Annotated in this window: 16 protein-coding genes and 1 tRNA gene; 1 reads left to right on the top strand and 16 read right to left on the bottom strand. The window is 66.7% G+C overall.

The genetic code is table 11. From position 1 onward, the window contains the following. Positions 1-50 precede the first annotated feature (50 nt). Positions 51-124: transfer RNA gene (locus tag Y900_RS23805), tRNA-Pro, on the bottom strand. Positions 125-201: 77 nt separating this feature from the next. After that, positions 202-969, bottom strand: a complete 768-nt coding sequence (locus Y900_RS23800) for a sulfite exporter TauE/SafE family protein (protein ID WP_420329839.1) — start codon at positions 967-969, stop codon at positions 202-204. 143 nt (positions 970-1,112) lie between these two features. On the opposite strand from Y900_RS23800, the gene Y900_RS23795 reads away from it, so the two are divergent. Beyond that, complete coding sequence (locus Y900_RS23795) at positions 1,113-1,796, top strand: nitroreductase family protein (protein WP_036344825.1); 684 nt, start codon at positions 1,113-1,115, stop codon at positions 1,794-1,796. Positions 1,797-1,806: 10 nt separating this feature from the next. Here Y900_RS23795 and Y900_RS23790 read toward each other — a convergent pair whose 3' ends face one another. From Y900_RS23790 to recN, 14 genes are all read right to left on the bottom strand, one after another. Then, entirely contained in the window at positions 1,807-2,784 is a 978-nt protein-coding gene (locus tag Y900_RS23790) for an IS481 family transposase (RefSeq protein WP_036338172.1), read from the bottom strand. Between the two features lie 103 nt (positions 2,785-2,887). Continuing rightward, a complete protein-coding gene (locus Y900_RS23785) occupies positions 2,888-3,184 on the bottom strand; it encodes a hypothetical protein (RefSeq protein ID WP_036344824.1) in 297 nt (98 codons plus the stop codon). 50 nt (positions 3,185-3,234) lie between these two features. Next, on the bottom strand, positions 3,235-4,638 hold the full coding sequence (der, locus tag Y900_RS23780; protein WP_036344822.1) for a ribosome biogenesis GTPase Der: 1,404 nt from the start codon (positions 4,636-4,638) through the stop codon (positions 3,235-3,237). Then, positions 4,635-5,315: a (d)CMP kinase gene (gene cmk / locus Y900_RS23775; RefSeq protein WP_036344821.1), complete on the bottom strand. Its 681-nt coding sequence runs from the start codon at positions 5,313-5,315 to the stop codon at positions 4,635-4,637. The genes der and cmk overlap by 4 nt, the downstream gene beginning before the upstream one ends. Next, positions 5,312-6,055 carry a pseudouridine synthase gene (locus Y900_RS23770; protein ID WP_036344819.1) on the bottom strand — a complete coding sequence of 248 codons (744 nt, stop codon included), beginning with the start codon at positions 6,053-6,055 and terminating at the stop codon, positions 5,312-5,314. Before Y900_RS23770 ends, cmk begins: the two co-directional genes overlap by 4 nt. Next, positions 6,048-6,767 carry an SMC-Scp complex subunit ScpB gene (gene scpB / locus Y900_RS23765; RefSeq protein WP_036344818.1) on the bottom strand — a complete coding sequence of 240 codons (720 nt, stop codon included), beginning with the start codon at positions 6,765-6,767 and terminating at the stop codon, positions 6,048-6,050. The genes Y900_RS23770 and scpB overlap by 8 nt, the downstream gene beginning before the upstream one ends. Beyond that, positions 6,764-7,585, bottom strand: a complete 822-nt coding sequence (locus Y900_RS23760; RefSeq protein WP_036344817.1) for a segregation/condensation protein A — start codon at positions 7,583-7,585, stop codon at positions 6,764-6,766. Before Y900_RS23760 ends, scpB begins: the two co-directional genes overlap by 4 nt. Further along, positions 7,582-8,445: a ParA family protein gene (locus Y900_RS23755; RefSeq protein ID WP_036344816.1), complete on the bottom strand. Its 864-nt coding sequence runs from the start codon at positions 8,443-8,445 to the stop codon at positions 7,582-7,584. The genes Y900_RS23760 and Y900_RS23755 overlap by 4 nt, the downstream gene beginning before the upstream one ends. 94 nt (positions 8,446-8,539) lie before the next feature. Next, on the bottom strand, positions 8,540-9,556 hold the full coding sequence (xerD, locus tag Y900_RS23750; protein WP_237752633.1) for a site-specific tyrosine recombinase XerD: 1,017 nt from the start codon (positions 9,554-9,556) through the stop codon (positions 8,540-8,542). Continuing rightward, complete coding sequence (locus Y900_RS23745) at positions 9,553-10,176, bottom strand: NUDIX domain-containing protein (RefSeq protein ID WP_036344815.1); 624 nt, start codon at positions 10,174-10,176, stop codon at positions 9,553-9,555. The genes xerD and Y900_RS23745 overlap by 4 nt, the downstream gene beginning before the upstream one ends. After that, positions 10,169-11,941 (bottom strand): CTP synthase, encoded by a 1,773-nt coding sequence (locus Y900_RS23740; RefSeq protein ID WP_036344814.1) that lies wholly within the window; start codon positions 11,939-11,941, stop codon positions 10,169-10,171. Before Y900_RS23740 ends, Y900_RS23745 begins: the two co-directional genes overlap by 8 nt. Before the next feature lie 142 nt (positions 11,942-12,083). After that, positions 12,084-13,025: a copper transporter gene (locus tag Y900_RS23735; protein WP_036344813.1), complete on the bottom strand. Its 942-nt coding sequence runs from the start codon at positions 13,023-13,025 to the stop codon at positions 12,084-12,086. 25 nt (positions 13,026-13,050) lie between these two features. After that, positions 13,051-14,235 (bottom strand): putative cytokinetic ring protein SteA, encoded by a 1,185-nt coding sequence (gene steA, locus Y900_RS23730; RefSeq protein WP_036344812.1) that lies wholly within the window; start codon positions 14,233-14,235, stop codon positions 13,051-13,053. A gap of 147 nt (positions 14,236-14,382) precedes the next feature. Further along, positions 14,383-16,134, bottom strand: coding sequence for a DNA repair protein RecN (recN, locus tag Y900_RS23725; protein ID WP_036344811.1), 1,752 nt, complete (start codon positions 16,132-16,134; stop codon positions 14,383-14,385). Between the last annotated feature and the right edge of the window lie 3 nt (positions 16,135-16,137).

Below are 16,137 nucleotides of genomic sequence, written 5' to 3'. Positions count from 1 at the left end.
AGAAACCCACCACCAAGAGGACTGCCGCAGGTCAGGCATATTTCTCTGAGTCGGGCTGACAGGATTTGAACCTGCGACCACTTGACCCCCAGTCAAGTGCGCTACCAAACTGCGCCACAGCCCGTTGCCGCCGACCTACCGCCGGCAGCAGGTCGAAAGCCTACCGCAGCACCCGCCAAGCACCCGCATCGGCCACGGGTGTCACACGTTGAGCAACCGGTACAAGCCGATCAGCCCGACCACCACGATCACTGCCCGCAGCACGTTCGGCGAGAGCCGGCGACCGTAGTGCGCACCAAGCCAGCCACCGACGAGCGACCCGATGGCGATCAGCCCGGCCGCCTCCCAGCTCACCCGATCGAACGCAACGATGGTGTAGGCCACCGCAGCGACGATGTTCACCAGCAGCGACAGCAGGTTCTTGGCCGCGTTCATGCGCTGCATATCCTCGGGCAGCAGCGCGCCCATCACCCCGATCAGCAGGATGCCCTGCGCCGCGGTGAAGTAGCCGCCGTAGATGCCCACCGCGAATGTCCCGATCACCAGCGCCGTCATCCGTTTCGGCGAAACATGCTCGGCCGAGCGGCCTGCCGCCGCGGCGCGCGCCCGGGCATAGGCCTGAATACGCGGCCCGACCACCACGAGGACCAAGGCGCCGACCAACAGCACCGGAACGATCTGCGTGAACACTTTCTCCGGCAGGTGCAGCAGCAGGAACGCCCCGATCGCCGCGCCGATCAGCGACGCCGGTATCTGCCAGCGCAACCGATCGCCCTGGCCGCGCAGTTCCTTGCGATAGCCCCAGGTACCCGACACCCCGCCGGCCACCAAACCGATCGCGTTCGACATCGTCGCCGTCACCGGGGGAAACCCGAGCGTCACCAGCGTCGGGAAGGTGATCAACGTGCCCGAACCGACCAGCGAATTGATGGCGCCGGCCCCCATCCCGGCCAGGACGATCACGATCATGTGGGCAACGGACACCAACGAACCCTATCCGGCGGACCGATCAGCACCGACGGCGCCCGCAGCGGCCACCAAACACGCTCCCCCGCAGCGTGATACGGCACACAGCCCTATGCAGGCGGCGAGCCACCTAGCCTGTTATTCCCATGAGCGAGATTCCGAGTACTGACGAGGCGCTGACCAACCTCTCCATGCCCCTGCTCGATGCAATGATGACCCAGCGCGCGATCCGGCGGGTCAAACCCGATCCGGTGGATGACGCCATCGTGGTGAAATGCATCGAGCTCGCACTGCGCGCTCCCACTGGGTCCAACGGTCAGAACTGGGAGTTCATCGTCGTCAAGGACCAACGCGTCAAAGATCAACTCGGCAAGCGCTACCGCCAGCCCTGGTCGATCTACGGAGCCCTCGGCAGGCGGCAAGCCGCCAACGACGAGTCGATGCTGAAGATCCTCAAGGCAGTGGAGTGGCAGGTCGAGCACTTCAGCGAGATACCGGTCCTGGTGGTTCCCTGCCTGCGCGGCGGCACCCGCGTGCCCTACGTCCCGACGCCTTTCGTGGGCGAAACGTCGTACTTCGGCTCGATCTATCCCAGCGTGCAGAACCTTCTGCTGGCCGCCAGGGCGATGGGACTGGGCGCGTCACTCATCACGATGCCGCTGTGGAATGTCACCTCGGCGCGCAGAATACTGGGCCTACCGCTCTCGGTGACCCCGATCTGCGTGGTTCCGCTCGGCTGGCCGCGCGGACGCTATGGCCCGACCACCCGCAGGCCGGTCGAGGACGTCGTCCACTTCGACACGTACGGAAACCGCGGGCTCACGACCTAGCTGTACTCGGCTAGGACGTTGGCGTCAGTCTGCTGATCGGGGGTTGGCCTCCGAGGGCTGAGTGGCGTCGTCGATTGTTGTAGTCCTCGAGCCAGGGTGCAAGGGCAGCGCTGCGAGCGTCGTTGGTGGTGAATATCTGCTGGTAGGCCCACTCGGTCTGCAGGGTGCGGTTGTAGCGCTCCACTTTCCCGTTCTGCCAGGGGCAATGCGGCTTGATGAAGACGTGCTTGGCGCCCAGGCCTGCGATGACAGCCGCGACATCGGCGGAGCGTCGATAACTCCAGTGGTTGTCGGTGATGAGTCTCTCGATGGTCGGGATGCCGTGGGCGCGGAAGTACTCGGCGGCCCTGGCTAAAAACTCACCGCACGTCGCTCCCTTTTCATCGGGCAGGATCTCTGAGTAGGCCAGCCGCGAATGGTCGTCAACGACGGAGTGCACGTAGTCGAACCCGATGCGCGCGTTCCTCTGTGCAGCAGATCTGCTCTTGGCTCGGCCGTGAGCCTTCCATCCGCCTCCGTCAGGGATGCGGCCAATCTTCTTGACATCCATATGAATTAGTTCTCCGGGGCGTGCCCGTTCGTAGCGGACCGCGGTCGCTTTCGATGACCGGATCACGTCACCGGTCAGCGGGTCGCAGTCCCTCAGATACGGCAGCTGGTGGCGGCGCAAGATCGCCGAGATCGTGCGGGCCGGCAGACCGAGTTCGGCGCCGATCCAGTCCTGGCCCCGCCTACTGGCGCGGCGCAGTTCGAGGACCGCATCTTCAATGACAGCTGATGTGCGGCGCGGGCAGCGGTGTGGTCGTGAGGAGCGATCCGACAACCCGGCAACGCCTTCATCGCGAAACCGGCGCACCCATCGGTGAGCGCACTGGCGCGACACTCCTAATTCGGCAGCGACATGAGACACCGGTCGGTGTCCCTTAACGATCCGCTCAACGAGCAGCAGACGACCATGAACGGTCAAACGGGCATTAGCGTGGGACACGAGGACCTCCGTGGACTGGTGAAGACGTCAGACATCTCCACTAAGCCCGGAGGTCCTCCCTACAGCAATAGCGATCCGTCACCAATGTCTAAGCCGAGTACACCTAGCGGTGGCCGCCGCTTCCGGGTGCGCCACCGGCCGGGCCCGGACCACCGGCGTTGAAGCCTGGTTCGGCCACTTCCGCCTCAGTCAGGTTGTCGCTGACATCGGGGATCATCGACGGCGCGCAGTTCATCGAGAAGCTGTCCTCGGTGTCGGATTCCGAGCACGCCAGCACCCGGGGCGCGGCGCCGTCGAACGCTCCGGAGAACACGGCGACGGCGGGCGCCGCGGCGATCATCAAACCGGCAACGCCATAGACCAGTCGGCGCGTCGGCGCCAATGAGGTAGCAAACTCCATGACCGGCAATCTATGCCCAGCGGCGGCCAAATACCGTCAAACCCGCCGAATCAACGCGGCTTGAGCTTGCGCTTTTCCCGCACCCGCACGTTGATCCGGATTGGGGTGCCCTCGAAACCGAAGGTCTCGCGCAGCCGCCGCTCCAGGAACCGCCGATAGCCGGCCTCCAAGAAACCACTGGTGAACAGCACAAACGTCGGCGGGCGGGCGGTGGCCTGGGTGGCGAACAGGATCCGCGGCTGCTTACCGCCGCGTACCGGCGGCGGGGTGGCCGCGACCACTTCTTTGATCCAGGTATTGAGCTGCCCGGTCGAGATGCGGGAATCCCAGGATGCCAGCGAGGTCTCCATCGCCGGCACGAGCTTCTGCACCGCGCGACCGCTCTTGGCAGAGATGTTCACCCGCGGCGCCCACTGCAGCTGCGCGAGTTCGCGGTCGATCTCGCGGTCCAGCAGATAGCGCCGGTCCTCGTCGACGAGGTCCCATTTGTTGAACGCGAGCACCAGCGCCCGACCCGCTTCGATCACCATCGTCAGGACACGCTGGTCCTGTTCGGTCAGCGGCTCAGACGCGTCGATCAGCACGACGACCACTTCGGCGGCATCGATCGCGCTGTGCGTACGGACCGACGCGTAGAACTCGTGGCCGCTGGCCTGGCCGACCCGGCGACGCAAGCCAGCGGTGTCGACGAAACGCCATGTCTTGCCGCCTAGTTCGATCAGCGAGTCCACCGGGTCGACCGTGGTTCCCGCGACATCGTGGACCACCGAACGCTCAGCTCCCGCCAACCGGTTCAGCAGCGAGCTCTTGCCGACGTTGGGCTTGCCCACAAGAGCCACCCGTCGTGGTCCGCCAGTGGCCTGAGCCACCTCGGATTGCGCAGGCAGGTCCGCGACGACCTCGTCCAGCAGATCGGCCACCCCCCGGCCGTGCATGGCACTGATCGGGTGCGGCTCCCCCAGCCCCAGCGACCACAACGCGGCCGCGTCGGCCTCGCCCTTCTCGTTGTCAACCTTGTTGGCCGCCAAGAACACTGGCTTGCCCGACCGTCGCAGGATTCGCGCTGCGGCCTCGTCGCCGGTGGTGGCACCGACCGTCGCGTCGACGACCAGGATCACCGCATCGGCAGTCTGCATCGCGACCGAGGCCTGCTCGGCGACCAACTGCTGCAAGCCCTTTGCGTCCGGCTCCCACCCGCCGGTGTCCTGCACGACGAAGCGCCGCCCGGTCCAGGACGCGTCGTAGGACACCCGGTCGCGGGTCACCCCCGGCAGGTCCTGCACGACGGCCTCACGCCGGCCGAGAATGCGGTTGACCAACGTGGACTTGCCGACGTTGGGCCGCCCGACCACCGCCACCACCGGTGGCGGCGCCAGCGCCTCCCCGTCATCGTCGAATCCCTCGTCGGAAAGCTCCCAATCGCTTTCGTCAGTCCACGTGCCGTCTTCGCTCATCGCATTGCACCACTTCGCTTTTCGACCAGATCAAGCAGATTGGCCACCACCTGGTCCTGGGTCATGTCACTGGTGTCGACGATGATCGCGTCCTCCGCCGGCCGCAAGGGTGACACCGTGCGGGTGGAATCCAGATGGTCGCGCCGGATCACGTCTGCCAGCACCGTGTCGTAGTCATCGGGCAGTCCGGTCGCGACGTTCTGATCGTTGCGGCGGCGCGCCCGCGTCTCGGCCGACGCGGTCAGAAAGATCTTCACGTCGGCATCCGGAAGCACGACCGTGCCGATGTCACGGCCTTCGACCACGACCCTGTCGGCCCCCGCCGCCAATTCACGTTGCAACGCCACCATCCGGGTGCGCACCTCAGGGACCGCAGACACCGCCGAAACCGCCCTGGTGACCTCATCGCCCCGAATCTCGGACGAAACATCTTCAGCGCCAAGGTAAGCCCGGTCGACGTCCGGATCAGAACCCACCGACAGCGCCACATCGGAGGCTGTCGCGATGGCGTCAGCGTCGGTCAAGTCGATGTGGGCGCGCAGCATCGCCAGCGTCACGAGTCGGTACATCGCACCGGTGTCCAAATAGTGGGCGCCCAACGCACGCGCCAATCCCCTTGACACCGAGGATTTTCCGGTCCCGGCTGGTCCGTCGACCGCCACGACGTATCGACTCACAGACCGACCGCCCTGTACAGATCGCCGACTTCCTTGCGCGTCAACACACGGATGCTGCCAGGCCGCTGCTCACCCAGTGTCACCTCACCGATGCTCACCCGCACCAAGGCCTCCACCGGATAACCCGCCGCCGCCAACAGCCGGCGCACGATCCGCTTACGTCCCTCGTGCAGGGTCACCCGCAGCAGCGTCTTTCCCGGCACCGCATCGACCACCGCGAAGTCGTCGACCTTGGCCGGTCCGTCGTCGAGCTCGATGCCGGCGCGCAGCGTCTTACCCAAACCCCTTGGAACCGAACCGGTTACCGTCGCCAAATAGGTCTTGGGCACCTCGAAGGACGGGTGCATCAACCGATGCGCCAGCTCCCCGTCATTGGTCAGCAGCAGCAGACCTTCGGTGTCGGCGTCCAGTCGTCCGACGTGAAAGAGGTTCTTGTTGCCGCGGACTCGGTGCTCCACCAGATCACCGACGCACGGCCGGCCCCGCTCGTCCGACATCGTCGAGTGCATTCCGACGGGCTTGTTGATCGCCAGGTACATCATCGAGTCGTCGACGACGATCCGTGACCCGTCGACTCTGATGTCGGCGTTGGCCGGATCGACCCGGGTGCCCAACTCAGTGACGATCCGTCCGTCGACCTCCACCCGCCCATCGACGATCATCCGCTCGGCCACCCGTCGCGAGGCGACTCCGGCCTGCGACAGGATCTTCTGCAGCCGTACTCCCTCTGGTTCAGGCATCGGTGTCCACATCGATCGAGACGTTCGGATCGGCTGCCGAGACGCCGGCCAGCTTGGCGAAACGCGGTTCTGCATCCAGGTTTTCACTCAGGTCATCGATCACGTCGACGTCGGGAAGCAGCGGCGCGATGTCGGGAAGGTCGGTCAGGGACGACAGCCCGAGCCGCTCGAGAAACAGCTCGGTGGTCGCGAACGTGGTCGCGCCGGTGTCCTCGTCGGTGCCCGCCTCGGTGATCAGCCCGCGCGCGACCAACGTACGGATGACCGCATCGACGTTGACGCCGCGGACTGCGCTGACCCGGGCCCGGGTCACCGGCTGCCGGTAGGCGACCACCGCCAGCGTCTCCAACGCCGCGCGGGTGAGCTTGGACCGCGACCCGTCCAGCAGCAGCCGCTCCACATATGGCGCGAACCGCGCCCGGGTATACATCCGCCAGCCACCGCCAGCCTCGCGCAGGTCGATACCGCTGTCGCGGTCCGCCAACGCTGCCGCCATCCGCTCCACGGTGGCAGTGATCCGATCCAGTGGCTGCTCGGTCACCGACGCGAGCGTTTCGGCACTGACCGGAGTGTCCACGACCAGCAACAGCGCCTCCAGCACACGGACCAGTTCGTCGTCGTCCATCTCGGGGAGAGCGACGTCAGTAGCCAGATCGGACCCCAAGTCGGACGCAAGGTCCACGTCGGGTATGTCGGCTGCGTCGTCGGTCATGATTGGTTCTGCTCTTCTTCCCACTCGGCTCGGACCAGCTCTTCGTTCACAACCCGGTCGCCGGTCCATGAAACCTGGAGCACACCAAGTGGTTCTGGCTGCTCGAATGCTACCGTCCTGGCCCGATACAGTTCGAGCAGCGCCAAGAACCGTCCGACGATCTGGATCGGCGCCTCGCAGTCGGCCACCAGTTCCTTGAACGACGCCCACTGCCCCGCCCCGCGCGACGACAGGAACTCCAACAGCAGCTCGGCCTGCTCCGGCACCGACACCTGCGACGCATGCAAGTGCTCGGTCCCCACGGTGGGAACCGGGCGCGGAGTGAACGCCGCAGCGGCGATATCGGCGAAGGCGGCGGCATCGACACCCAGCATGACCTCGGGAAGAAGGTCGGCGAAGCGATCCTCGACAGTCACCGCCCGGGGGTAGCTCCGCAGCGCCGCGGCCTCCAGCTCGGCGAACATCTCAGCGACATGCTTGAACGCGCGGTACTGCAGAAGCCGGGCGAACAACAGGTCGCGCACCTCGAGCAGCGCCAGATCCTCCTCGTCGTGCACATCGCCGGCAGGCAGCAGCCGCGCGGCTTTGAGGTCCAGCAGTGTGGCAGCAATCACCAAAAAGGTGGTCGTCTCGTCGAGTTCGAGCTTCGGTCCGATCTCCCTGGTGTAGGCGATGAATTCGTCGGTGACCTGATGCAGCGCGACCTCGGTCACATCGAGGCGGTGGGCAAAGATCAACTGCAGCAGCAGATCGAACGGACCCTCGAAGTTCGTCAGCCTGACACGGAAGCCCTTTTCGGGCGCCGGCGATTCGGTCACTTGCCGAAGCGGTCGATGACCTCGCGGGCCAGCGATCGATATGCCTGTGCACCAACGGATTTCGGTGCCCAGGTGGTGATGGGCTCGCCGGCGACACTGGTCTCGGGGAAGCGCACGGTGCGGCTGATGACGGTGTCGAACACCAGATCGCCGAAGCGCTCCAGCACCCGCGCCATCACCTCACGGGCGTTGACGGTGCGGTTGTCGAACCGGGTGATCAGGATGCCGCTGATCGTCAACCGCGGATTGAGCCGCTCACGCACCTTGTCGACGGTGTCGGTGAGCAGTGCCAGCCCGCGCAGCGAGAAGTATTCGCATTCGGTCGGGATGACCACCGCGTCGGAGCAGGCCAGCGCGTTGACAGTGAGCAGGCCCAGCGACGGCTGGCAGTCGATCAGGACGTAGTCGTAGCGATCGAGTACGGGGTGCAGCGCGCGGGCCAGGGTCTGCTCGCGTCCGACCTCGTTCACCAACTGGATCTCGGCGGCCGACAGATCGATGTTGCTGGGTACCAGGTCCAGGTTCTTCACCCGGGTGTTGATCAGCACCTCGTCGATGCTCACCCGCGGCTCGATCATCAGGTTGTGCACGGTATGGGTCAGCTCGTAGTGCGGCACGCCCAGGCCCGCCGACAGCGCGCCCTGCGGATCCAGATCGACCAGCAGCACCCGCCGGCCGTACTCGGCCAGCGCCGCCCCCAGGTTGATCGTCGAGGTGGTCTTGCCGACCCCGCCCTTCTGGTTGCACATCGAAATGACCGTGGCCGGCCCGTGCGAGGTCAGCGGCTGTGGTTCGGGAATGTGGCGGGGCGGGCGGCCGGTGAGACCGATCGGTGTGGCTTCGTCTGCCTCGTCGGTCACGCCGTGCCCCCCGTCAGCAGGCTTTTCGGCGGCGTGGCGAACATCCGCGAAAGTCTAACGGTGTGTCGCCGCCGCACGAGGCAGACCCGCGACATCATGCCCGCGGATGTGCGCCGGCCCATACCTCGCGCAGGGCATGCACCGTGACCAGCGTGTAGATCTGCGTCGTGGTGACCGAGGCGTGTCCGAGCAGTTCCTGCACCACGCGGACGTCAGCGCCGCCGTCGAGAAGGTGGGTGGCGAAGGAATGCCGGAGCGTGTGCGGCGACACCGCCGAGGAAATGCCTGCCCGTTCGGCGGCGTCCTGCAGTACCTGCCAGGCGCTCTGCCGGGAGAGCGGCCCACCGCGGGCGTTGAGGAAGATCTTCGGCGTGCCGCGGCCCCGGCGCGCCAGATCCGGACGGCCGCGCACCAGGTAGGCGTCCAGCGCCGCGATCGCCGGGCGGCCGACAGGCACCAGGCGTTGCTTGCCGCCCTTGCCGCGCAGCAGCACCGACCGGGCCTCGGTGTCGACGTCGTCGACGTCGAGGCCGACAGCCTCCGAGATCCGTGCGCCCGTGGAATACAACAGCTCGAGCAGGGCGCGATTGCGTAGCGTCAGCGGTCCGTCCGACGGGCTGTCGCCGCCGGCGCCCTCGAGGAGCGCCAAGACCTCGTCGAGGGTGAGGCTCTTGGGGAGCCGACGGCTGGGCGTGGGGGGCTTGACTGCCCGGGCGACGTCGATGCCGATGATTCCCTCGGCGGCCGCGAACCGGTGAAAGCCGCGCACCGCAATCAGGGCGCGCGCGGCCGAGACCGCCGACAACGGCGTCGCGCCGGTGTCCGGATCGCCGCGGCGCAGCGCCACCAGGAACTCGCTGACGTCGTTCTCGCTGACGTTGGTCAGGTCATCGATGCCGCGCGACGACAAATGCTCGACGTAGCGGCGCAGGTCGCGCCGGTAGGAGCTGATGGTGTTGGCCGCCACCCCGCGCTCGATGGTCAAGTGGTCGAGATAGCCCTGAAGCTGATCGTCCAAGGCGGTTCGGAGGGCAGGAGCGGAGCGACCCGGGATATCGGTTCGGAGGGAAGGAGCGGAGCGACCCGGGATGTCGGCCGAGAACGTCGTCATGAGCGGGCCTTCCCCGCGGCGAAGGCAGTCGGGCGGTCCGGGAACGGCACATCGAAGGGTCGCGTCGGCTTACCGTCGATGATCACCGCGTGCGCGGCCAGAATGCCCGCCACCGCAGTGGAATTCACGATATCCCCGGACAGCACTTGCTGCACCGCGTCGGTTATGTGGACCCAGTGCACTTCCATATCGGCTTCTTCGTCGTGCCCCTCGGGACGCCCGACGTCGGTGAGAATCCGGGCGAGATACACGCGCAACGCCTCGTCGCTGAACCCCGGCGAGGACATCAAGTCGACGAGCACGTCCCAGCGTTCGGCGGTCAGGCCGGTTTCCTCGCGCAGCTCGCGGGCCGCGGCTTCGGTCGGGTCCTCCCCCGGTTCGTCGAGCAGCCCGGCGGGCAACTCCCACAGCCGGCGCCCGATCGGGTGCCGATATTGGTAAATCATCGCCACCCGGCCGGCTTCGTCGACAGCGACGACTGCCACGGCACCGTAATGCTCGACGACCTCGCGCTTGGCGATATTGCCGCCCGGCATCCGGACTTGATCGACTCGCAGGGCGAGAATGTTTCCGCGATAAGCGGTTTCAGAGGAGACGGTCTCGAAGTCGTGGTCAGCCACGGGCTGAGTGCTCTGGAACCTGCTCGGCCAGCGGCTGGGCCGCCTCTTCCGGGTGTTCCTTGCCGTTGGAGTGCTGCTCCGGGATCTCCAAAGACAACCGCTCGGCCGCCTTGTAGTCGATGGCCGCACCGACGAACGAGACGAACAGCGGATGCGGGCGCGTCGGACGGCTTTTGAGCTCCGGATGGGCCTGTGTGCCGACCAGGAACGGATGCACGTCGCGCGGGTACTCGACGAACTCGACCAGATGGCCGTCTGGTGAGGTGCCCGAGAACTGCAAACCGCTCTGCGCTATCCGGTCGCGATACGAGTTGTTGACCTCGTAGCGGTGCCGGTGGCGCTCGGACACATGGGTCGAGTCGTATGCCTCGGCGACAATCGAACCGACTTCCAGCGTCGCCGGGTAGGCACCCAACCGCATGGTGCCACCCAGGTCGGCCTCCCCGGCGACCGCCTCACGCTGGTCCGCCATCGTGGAGATCACCGGATCCGGTGTGGCCGGGTCGAATTCGGCCGAGTTGGCTTCGGTCAGTCCCACCGATCGGGCCGCCTCGATCACGATGCACTGCAGCCCGAGGCATAGACCCAGGACCGGCAGCCCACGATGCCGGGCGTGGCGGATCGCGCCGATCTTCCCCTCGATGCCGCGGATGCCGAACCCGCCGGGAATGAGCACGGCGTGCACGTCCCCCAGCGCGACGGCCGCACCGTTGTCGGTTTCGCAGTCGTCGGAGGCGACCCAGCGCATCTCGACTTTGGCGCGATGCGCGAACCCGCCGGCGCGCAACGCCTCTGCCACTGACAGATAGGCGTCCGACAGGTCGACGTACTTGCCCACCAACGCGATTCGGACGGTTTCCTTGGGCTCGTGGACCCGGCGCAGCAGGTCGTTCCACTGCGTCCAGTCCACGTCGCGGAACGGCAGGTTCAGCCGGCGCACCACATAGGCGTCGAGTTCCTCGCGGTGCAGCACCTTCGGAATGTCATAGATCGACGGCGCATCGGGCGTCGAGATCACCCCGTCGATATCGACGTCACACATCAGCGCGATCTTGTTCTTCAGCGGCTCGGGCACGTCACGGTCGCAGCGCAGGATCAGCGCGTCGGGGCTGATGCCGATGCTGCGCAGCGCGGCCACCGAGTGCTGGGTGGGTTTGGTCTTCAGCTCGCCAGACGGCGCCAGATACGGCACCAGCGAGACATGCAGGAAGAAACAGTTCTCCCGGCCGACTTCGTGGCGGACCTGGCGCGCGGCCTCCAGGAACGGCAGCGACTCGATGTCACCGACGGTGCCGCCGATCTCGGTGATCACCACGTCGGGTCGGCTGCCCGATGCATCGGGCTCGGCCATCGCCAGGATGCGGCCCTTGATCTCGTCGGTGATGTGCGGGATCACCTGCACGGTGTCGCCGAGGTACTCGCCGCGGCGCTCCTTGGCGATCACCGACGAATACACCTGCCCGGTGGTCACATTGGCCGATCCGGACAGGTTGCGGTCCAGGAAGCGCTCGTAGTGCCCGACGTCGAGGTCGGTCTCTGCGCCGTCTTCGGTGACGAACACTTCACCGTGCTGGAACGGGTTCATCGTTCCCGGGTCGACGTTCAGATAGGGGTCGAGCTTCTGCATCGTCACCTGCAGACCGCGCGCGGTCAGCAACTGACCGAGACTGCTGGCGGTCAGGCCCTTACCGAGGGACGAGACAACTCCACCGCTGACGAAGATGTGTTTGGTGGCGGTCTGCGGGTGCTTGCGCAGTGGGGGCAAGAGCAACCTCCGTGACGTCGGGCAGGGGATCGCTGGGAACTGCCTGGGGCCTGCCTACCCACGGAATCTCACCCTAACACCGACGCCGACAACCCGGCGCTAACACGCCAGTGGCCTTCGTTACCTCTGCGTTGCCCGGCGTCTACTGCGGAACGGTGAGCGACGCGGCGCCGGGCCCGATGCCGAACTTGCCCGACGGCGCCCCGTTGATCAGGTTCTGCAGGGCCAGCACGGTGGTGATCCGGCCCGACTCGGAACTGACGTCGTCGACCGTGGTCACGTCGGCCGCCATCCCGGCATCAGCCCGCGTCACCGCGAGCGCCGCGGTTCCGGTGGCTGATCCATCCCGGCCGGCGAGCACCGTTCCCGACCCGTGCGGGGCCATCCCCGCGGCGAACCGGGCGACCGTGGAGCCCTGGTTACCGGCGTCGTCGCCGAGCGCTCCCCCGGTCACGACGACCGCAGTATTGGCCGCGGCCAGGCGATCGCCCTGATAGGTCAGAAAGCCGGTGTCACGCAGCGCGGCCAGCACGGTGTCGCGCTGGGTGTCGTCCGCCGGTCGGATCGCGGGGTTGCGGTTGATCAGCAGCGCGATACCGAGCAGGTCGCCGGCCTGCGAGCCCTGGTCGACCAGCGTGGTGCTCAGCTGTGCGCCGGCGGGCACGATCGAGGAGTTGACCACCGAGCGCAGCTTCTCCGCGGAGTTGGCGTCGACGAACTGCTGCGTCAGCGCGACCGTGCCGGTGACGGTTCCGCCGGCCTGCCCGATCAGCCGGCTCGTCGCCGCCACATCGTCGTCGTTGGCGTCAGGGGTGCGGAACAGCACCACGGACTTGCCGGCCAACGCGTCCTTGACGATCCGGCTCGACATCTGTTTGTCGAAATCGTCTGCAGCACCAAGCTTTTCGTTCAATGCATTGCGCTGATCGGTCAGCGAGGTGATCTGCTTGTTCAGGTCCTGTTTTTCGTCGCGCAGCCCGGAGAGCAACGTGTCGGACAGCACTCCTGAGCCCAGGAAGACGCCGACGGCCAGCGCAAGGAACACCGCAGCCAGCGAAATGGCATGGTGGCGTAGCGATATCACAGCGGTGAGCCTTTCTGCTCTACGCCTAGGTCACCCAGCTCTGCACCCACAGCGAGAAGCGGTTCCAGTAGGTCACAATCCAGTCGATGACGAATGTGTCGGCCCGCGACACCCACAGAGCGGCGATGATCGCGAACAGCACCGCGAGGATCAGCATGGCGATCGCGCCACCGGAGATGTGGTTGCGGTACAGCGTGGCAACAGCTTTCGCGTCGACGAGCTTCTCGCCGACCTTCAGCCTGGTGAGGAACGTCGAGGGGTTGCTCTGCTGTCGGGAGCGGTCGAAGAACTCTTCGATGCTCGCCGAGTGGCCGGCCGTCACGATCAACGAGGCGCCGTGGTGGTCGACGAGCAGCAGCGCCAGATCGGCGGCCGAACCGGCGGCCGGGAAAGTCATCGCCCCGATGCCCAGATCCTGAATGCGTTCCAATCCGTTGGCGTGCCCGTCGGCGTCGGCCGGGAGGACCACCTGCGCACCGCTCTTGAGTACGTCGGCGCTCATCTGGTCGGGGTTGCCGACGATCAGCTGGGGCCGGTAGCCGTTCTTCTGCAGCAGGTCCGCTCCGCTCTCCACCCCGATCAGCACCGGTTGGTACTCCTTGATGAAGGGCTTGAGCGCCTTGAGGTCGTCTTCGGCGCCGGGCCCGTCGGCTACCACCAGGACGTGGCGGCGGTAGACGTCGACGTCGATGTCCGGGATGCCGATACCGTCGATCAGCAACGGGCTCTCGCTTCGGATGAATTCGATGGTGTTGCCTGCGAATGCCTCCAGGTGCGCAACCAGCCCGGTCTTCGCGTCCTGCATCAGGTCGGCGATCTCTTCATCGCTGCGCTCCACGCCCAGGGCCAACCGGCGATCACCGGAGTACACCCCACCGTTGTGCAGCCGGATCTTCGCGCCGTCTTTGATCTTCTTGAAGACTTCGGGACCCGCGCTGTCAATCAGCGTGATGTTGTTGGCCACCAATACTTCCGGGCCGAGGTTCGGGTAGCGGCCCGAGATCGACGGGGAGGCGTTGACCACGCCGGCGATGTTCGCGTCGACCAGAGCGTCAGCGGTCATCCGGTCCAGGTCGAGGATGTCGAGCACCACGATGTCCCCCGGGCCGACGCGGCGCAGCAGGCGATCGATGTCGCGATCGACGCGGGCAGTCCCCGCGACTCCTGGTCGTGCACCGGTATTACGGGAGAGAAGCGCTGACATCTTCATGCTGGGATTCTGTCGGCGACCGGGCGGATATCCGCGGAGGCGCGCCGTAACACCAGCCCCACAAGTCACATTTTGTCACAGCAGTAACACGGTTCGGATACGTGATTCTCGTCCTTACCGCTCTCGGCCAGCACCGGCTGACCGAGCTCAGTTGAGCCGTTCGTCCTGAGCAGATTCGAGTAGCTCGCGGGCGTGCGCGCGGCCGGTGTCGGACTCCCCCAGCCCGGCCAGCATCCGCGCCAGCTCGCCCACCCGCTCCTCGGTGTCCAGGCGCCGCACCCCGCTGGTCCCGTTGCCTGCGCTGTCGACGACCAGGTGGCTGTCCGCATATGCGGCGACCTGCGGCAGGTGGGTGACGACGATGACTTGGTGGCTGCGGGCAAGCCGCGCCAGGCGGCGGCCGATCTGCACCGCGGCCCGGCCACCGACGCCGGCGTCCACCTCGTCGAACACCATCGTGGTGCCCTCCGCCGACGCGGCCAGCACCACTTCCAGTGCGAGCATCACGCGGGACAGCTCACCACCGGAGGCGCTCTTGTTCAGCGGCAGGACGTCGGTGCCGCGGTGCGCGGTGAACCCGAACTCGACCAGGTCGATGCCTTCGCCACCGGCATGCACGGTCTCGCCCGACGGCAACCGCAACGGTGCGCTGTCATCGTCGCGGGCCGGCATCAGCGATACCGTGACGCTGAAGTCGGCGTGTGTCATCGCCAACCCGGTCAGCTCCGCGGTGATGGCCTTGGCCAAACCCTTCGCCGCCTTGGTGCGGGCTTTGGACAGCTCCAGCGCGGACGTCGCCACCTGACCGGCAAGCTCGTCGACGCGCCGACCCAGCCCAGCCAGCGCGTCCTCGGAGACGTCGAGCTGCGCCAGGCGCTCCCGGGACTCCTTGGCCCACGCCAGCACACCGTTGACGTCTGCGGCGTACTTGCGGGTCAGGTTGCGCAGCTCGGCCTGGCGCGCGAGCTTGGTCTCCAAGGCGCTGGCGTCATCAGGCAAGTCGCCCAGAAAGTCGCCGAGTTCACGGGCGACGTCGCCGGCGACGGTCAGCGCGTCGGTGAGCTGACGGGCCAACGCACCCAACGCGGGATCGTCAGTGGACTGCAGCAGCGCCACCGCCCGCCCCAAAGTGTCTGTGGCCGAGCGGGGTTCACCGTCAGCGAGGTCGTCGGCCGACAGGCTGGCGCGGGCGCCGGCGACCGCCTCGCGCAGCGCGTCCAGTTCGGAGAGCCGGCGGATGTCGGCCACCAGCGATTCGTCTTCTCCGGGCATCGGGTCGACGCCGTCGATCTCGGTCAGCGCGAACTTCAGCCGGTCCGCCTCCTGCGCCAGCTCGCGAGCCCGGTTCGTCCGATCCACCAGATCCCGCCGGGCCACCTGCCACTGGTCGCGCAGCTTCTTGTAGCGCTCGAGTTTCGCGTCGACGCCGGTGAAGCGATCCAGGGCGGCGCGCTGTTCCTCGGGGCGCATGAGCCGCAGCTGGTCGTTCTGGCCGTGCAGCGTCAGCAGTTCCGAGGTGAACGTCGACAGCGACTTGGCGGGCACACTGCGCCCACCGAGGTAGGCCCGCGACGGCCCGTCCCGGCTCACTGTGCGCAGCGCGATGATGCTGCCGTCGTCGTCGCGATCGGCACCGGAGGAATCCAGGATCTCGTCGATCCGCTTGCCGGTGGCGTCATCGAGTTCTGCAGTGGCGAAACGGCCTTCGACGACGGCCCGCTCCGAACCCGACCGCACCCGGGTGGCATCGGCGCGCGCCCCGCCCAGCAGGTGCAGTCCGGTCACCACCATGGTCTTGCCGGTGCCGGTCTCGCCGGTCAGCACGGTCAGGCCGCGGTCGAACTCCGCGGTGGCGGCGCTGATCGCGCCCAATGACTCGATCCGGATCTCAGCCAGCATCGC

This window comes from Mycolicibacterium aromaticivorans JS19b1 = JCM 16368, assembly GCF_000559085.1.
Taxonomy (GTDB): domain Bacteria; phylum Actinomycetota; class Actinomycetes; order Mycobacteriales; family Mycobacteriaceae; genus Mycobacterium; species Mycobacterium aromaticivorans.
The sequence above is the reverse complement of the archived record's forward strand: the minus strand, read 5'-3'. Positions and strand labels throughout refer to the sequence as shown.